The organism is Kitasatospora sp. NPDC057198, assembly GCF_042670125.1.
GTDB lineage: Bacteria > Actinomycetota > Actinomycetes > Streptomycetales > Streptomycetaceae > Kitasatospora.
This window is the reverse complement of sequence record NZ_JBHUWH010000549.1, coordinates 1-4,857: the sequence shown is the minus strand read 5'-3', so window position 1 is coordinate 4,857 and position 4,857 is coordinate 1. Positions and strand designations below refer to the sequence as shown.

The window sequence follows — 4,857 nt, the reverse complement described above, 5'->3', positions numbered from 1 at the left end:
GTGCGGCCCGCGCGGGCACAACGCCGGTCGGTGCGGCCCGCGCGGGCGCAGCGCCGGTCGGTGCGGCCCGCGTGGGCTCAGCGCTGCCGAGGCAGTTGCGGGAGGCCGTCGGCCAGGCCGAGGACGACGCGGGTGCCGAGCGGGCGGGAGAGCCGGAATGCGACCGGGGCGGCGTTGATGCTCGCCGGGCACACCTCGTCCGGGGCGAGCTTGCGCGGGGTGGTGTGGCCGACCAGGACGACCACCTGGTCGGTCTCGTAGACGCTGCCGGGGTCGACCGTGGCGCAGCCGTAGGAGACGTAGCCGGTCAGCAGCAGGCCGTCGGGGGAGACCGCGGAGAGGGACGCGGGGACGCCGTCGGCGGTCCACGGGCCGGGCACGGCGGGCACGGTGGGCTCGGAGCGGGGGAGGGCCTGCCCCGCCTGGGGGAGGACGGCGGGGTAGCGGAACGGCTCCGCGTAGCCCTCGACGGTGAACTCCCAGACCGGGACGGTGGCCTCGCCCCGGCTGGTGGCGACCTGGCGGGTGCCGGGCCGGACGGCGGTGACCACGAGCGGGGGGCACCGGTCGGCGCAGTCCACGGTGGCGGCGGGCAGCGAGTCGAGGACGTCCTCGGCGGAGCGCTGCGGCAGGGCGAGGGTGGAGCCGTCGGCGAACCGCACCTCGGAGAGGCCGGAGACGGAGACCGGCAGCGGCACCTTCAGGTCGAACCGGTGCGTCAGGTACGCGTGCTTGTCGGCGCCGCTGTGGAAGGCGTCGGGGGGCAGCCACTCGGTGGTCTGCTCGACCGGGTAGTAGCCGTGCTCCCACGCCTGCCGGGTGCTCGACCCGGGCCAGGCCGCGGCCACCTTCGCGGCCTGCTCGGCGGCCGCGCCGGTCGCGGGCCGCGGCTGCGACCCGGCCGGGACGGTCCCGACGGGCGCGACCCTGCTCCCCCCGGCGCCGCCGGTGCCGACCGGCTCGCTCGCGCACCCGGCGAGCAGCAGGGCCGCCGCCGCGCCCGCCGCGAGTGCTGTCCGTACGCGCATCTTCCGCCATCCCCCTGGGTCGTGGTCCGTGGTCCGTGGTCCGGGTCCGTGGCCGGACGGGGCTTGGACGGGGCGGGGCGGCGGACGGTTCCCGGGCGCGCGGCGGGCCGCCCGGGGACGGATCCCCGGACGGCCCAGGCGGGTTGACGGTGCGTCAGCGGCCGGACGGCCTAGAAGACCGGGACGCCGGCCCGGACCAGGCGCCAGGTGCTCGTGCCGTAGAAGTCGGCCGGGTCGATGACGCCCTTGGCCTTCACCCAGGCGATCATCGTGTTGCGGATCTCGTCGGAGTTGGCCCACACCTGCTGGGCGGCGGCGACGTGCGGGAAGTTGCCGCCGCCGCTGGCGCGGTAGTTGTTGACGGCGAGGACGAACTGCGCCGCCGGGTGGAGCGGCGCGCCCTGGTACGACAGGTCGGTGATCCGGCTGCCGACCGGCTGCGCGATGTCGATGTCGTACGACAGGCCGTAGATCGAGTCGTAGTTGTAGTCGGGGGTGTTGTTGGCCTGGTTGGTCAGGGTGGCCGGGTCGATCGGCGCGCCGGGGGCGACCTGGGCGTAGTACTTGGCGGAGTACTCCAGGTAGTCCTTGAGCTGGGCGCCGGTCAGGATCCGGGCCTCCAGGGTGTTTTCGTAGATGTACAGCCCGGCCGCGTCGCGCAGCTTGACCTCGCCGGCCGGGATGGCCGCGGTGCGGTTGAACGGCGCGGCCTGGGCGAGCACCGGCAGGCTCGCGTACGGGCCGCCGGCCAGCGCGTCGCGGACCGCGTCGGCCTGGACCTTGCCGATCAGGTCGATGATCGGGGTGTCCTTGAACCGGGCGTCGGCGATGGAGAGGGCCTCCTTGCAGCTGCCGATGACCTGGTTGACGTAGGCGACGACCTTCTTGTGCTGGTCGGCGACCAGCTTGACGACCTTCGGGTCCTCGGCGACGGTGTTGGCGTTCAGCAGCCGGGCGCTGACGCCGGTGACGGTCCACTCGCCGCGGGCGAACTCGACCTCGAAGTCGAAGCAGGTCAGCCGCTCGCCCCAGAGCGCGGGCTCGGAGAGCACGACGTCCTTGCCGGTCTGCTGGTTGACCACGATCCGCTGCGGGATCTCCTTGTGGGCGTGGCCGACCAGGATCGCGTCGACGCCGGGGACGGTCGCGGCGATCTCGGCGCCCGCGTTCTCGCTGTAGGGCAGCTGGTCGCCCCAGGAGGAGGCGCCGTCCACGCCGGTGTGCGCGGTGATGACGACCACGTCGGCGCCGGCCGCGCGGACCTTGGGGACCCACTTGGCGGCGATCTCCGGGATGCCGGGGAAGGCCAGCTTGCCCTGCACGTTGGCCTTGTCCCAGATGGCGATGCCGGGGTTGGTCAGGCCGAGGATGCCGACCCGGACCGGGCGGCCGTGGCCGAGGTGCAGTTCGCGGATGACGTACGGCGGGAAGGCCGGCTTCTCGCTCTTGGCGTCGACCGCGTTGGCGCCCAGCAGCGGGAAGTCCAGCTGGTCCTGGTAGGCGCGCAGCAGCGGGATGCCGTAGTTGAACTCGTGGTTGCCGAGCGCGGCGGCGTCGTAGCCGATGGCGTTCATCGCGCTCGCCATCGGGTGGCGCGGGGCCTTGGTGCCGGTGATCGGCTCGATCCGGGCGAAGTAGTAGGAGAGCTGGGTGCCCTGGATGGTGTCGCCGGCGTCGATCAGCAGGGTGCGGCCGCGGCCCTTCTCCTGCCGGACCTGCTCGACCAGGGTGGAGATCTTGGCCAGGCCGACGTCGTTGTGGGCGGCGTCGTCGTACTCGGAGTCGGTGAAGTACTCCCAGTTCAGGACGTGGCCGTGCAGGTCGGTGGTGCCCATCACGGTGAAGGCGGCCTTGAAGGGGACGGGGCCCCTGCCGCGGGACTCGTCCCGGTCGTGGTCCGCGGCGGAGGCGGGGGCGGCCGCGAGGCCGCCGGCCAGGGCGGCGCCGGCCGCGGTGGCGGCGGAGCGGGTGACGAAGTCACGGCGGTTCAGGGGCATCGAGGACTCCAAGTCGGGCGGTGCGGGCGGTGCGGGCGGTCAGCGGGCGTCCGGGCCGGGGCAGGCGGCACCCCGCCACCCGTGGTGACGCGCGTAGAAAACGCGTCTGGCAGTCTGCCGCTTTCCGGCCGCCGGGGCCAGACCCTCCAGCCATCCAACAGGTGAGACGTGGGTGACCCGCACGTGACGCGGCCCGGCCGGCCGCACGCGCGTGCGTCAATCCGCCCCCCGGATGCTCACCCCCGCGCGCCACCCGCCGCGCGGTGCTGGACCGTTCACCAAATCTTTCGCCAACTGCCATGGGGGGACTGGCCGGAACTGCTCTGTTACGACCCGGTAATGCCTAGGCTCTGCTGTATGCGCCGAGCAAAAATCGTTTGTACTCTCGGGCCTGCCGCGGACTCGTACGACCAGATCAAGGCCCTGGTCGACGCGGGCATGGACATCGCCCGACTGAACCTCAGCCACGGCTCCCACGCGGAGCACGAGGACCGTTACCACCGGGTCCGCAAGGCATCGGACGAGTCAGGCCGCAGCGTCGGCGTGCTGGCCGACCTGCAGGGCCCGAAGATCCGCCTCGCCACCTTCGCCGACGGGCCCGTCCTGCTGGAGCGCGGCGACGAGTTCACCATCACCGTCGACGACGTCCCGGGCGACCGGGAGATCTGCGGCACCACCTACAAGGGCCTGGCCGCGGACGTCTCGCGCGGCGAGCGGATCCTGGTCGACGACGGCCGGGTCTGCCTGGAGGTCACCCACGTCGAGGGCCCCCGGGTGCACTGCATCGTCATCGAGGGCGGACTGGTCTCCGACCACAAGGGCCTCAACCTCCCCGGCGTCGCCGTCTCGGTGCCCGCGCTCTCCGACAAGGACGTCGAGGACCTGCGCTGGGCGCTGCGGACCGGGGCCGACATCATCGCGCTGTCGTTCGTGCGCAGCGGGAGGGACGTCGAGGAGGTGCACCGGATCATGGCCGAGGAGGGCCGCCGGATCCCGGTCATCGCCAAGATCGAGAAGCCGCAGGCGGTGGACAACCTGGAGTCCATCGTGGACGCCTTCGACGGCATCATGGTCGCCCGCGGCGACCTGGGCGTCGAACTCCCGCTGGAGCAGGTGCCGATCGTCCAGAAGCGCGCGGTCAAGCTGGCCAAGCGCAACGCCAAGCCGGTCATCGTCGCCACCCAGATGCTGGACTCGATGATCAACGCCTCCCGGCCGACCCGCGCCGAGGCGTCCGACGTCGCCAACGCGGTGCTCGACGGCACCGACGCGGTGATGCTCTCCGGCGAGACCTCGGTCGGCAAGTACCCGGTCGAGACGGTCAAGACCATGGCCCGGATCGTCGAGGCCGCCGAGGAGGACGTCCTCGCCGCCGGCCTGCCGCCGCTCACCGACAAGAACAAGCCCCGCACCCAGGGCGGCGCGGTCGCCCGCGCCGCCGCCGAGATCGGCGACTTCCTGGACGCCAAGTACCTGATCGCGTTCACCCAGAGCGGCGACACCGCCCGCCGGCTGACCCGCTACCGCTCGCCGATCCCGGTGCTGGCCTTCACCTACGAGCCCGCCGTGCGCAGCCAGTTGGCGCTCACCTGGGGCGTGGAGACCTTCCTCGGCCCGTTCGTCACCACCACCGACGAACTCGTCGCCCAGGTCGACTCCGCGCTGCTGAGCCTGGGCCGCTGCAAGCCCGGCGACGTGGTGATCATCACCGCCGGCTCCCCGCCCGGCCTGGCCGGCTCCACCAACCTGGTGCGCGTGCACCACGTCGGCGAGCCGGCCAACTGACCTCCGCGCCGCGCGGCCCGCTCCCCCCGGCCCGGCCGGGAGGGGGC

The 4,857-nt window shown here is 73.1% G+C and carries 3 protein-coding genes; 1 reads left to right on the top strand and 2 read right to left on the bottom strand.

Annotation, left to right across the window (positions count from 1 at the left end):
* Window positions 1-77: 77 nt before the first annotated feature.
* A complete protein-coding gene (locus ACFUEL_RS35215; protein WP_380241577.1) occupies window positions 78-1,028 on the bottom strand; it encodes a hypothetical protein in 951 nt (316 codons plus the stop codon).
* A gap of 170 nt (window positions 1,029-1,198) precedes the next feature.
* A complete protein-coding gene (locus ACFUEL_RS35210; RefSeq protein WP_380241575.1) occupies window positions 1,199-3,025 on the bottom strand; it encodes a bifunctional metallophosphatase/5'-nucleotidase in 1,827 nt (608 codons plus the stop codon).
* A 357-nt stretch (window positions 3,026-3,382) separates the two neighbouring features.
* Between ACFUEL_RS35210 and pyk the strand changes: the two genes are divergently transcribed.
* Window positions 3,383-4,810 carry a pyruvate kinase gene (gene pyk, locus ACFUEL_RS35205; protein WP_380241573.1) on the top strand — a complete coding sequence of 476 codons (1,428 nt, stop codon included), beginning with the start codon at window positions 3,383-3,385 and terminating at the stop codon, window positions 4,808-4,810.
* The last annotated feature ends 47 nt before the right edge of the window (window positions 4,811-4,857 follow it).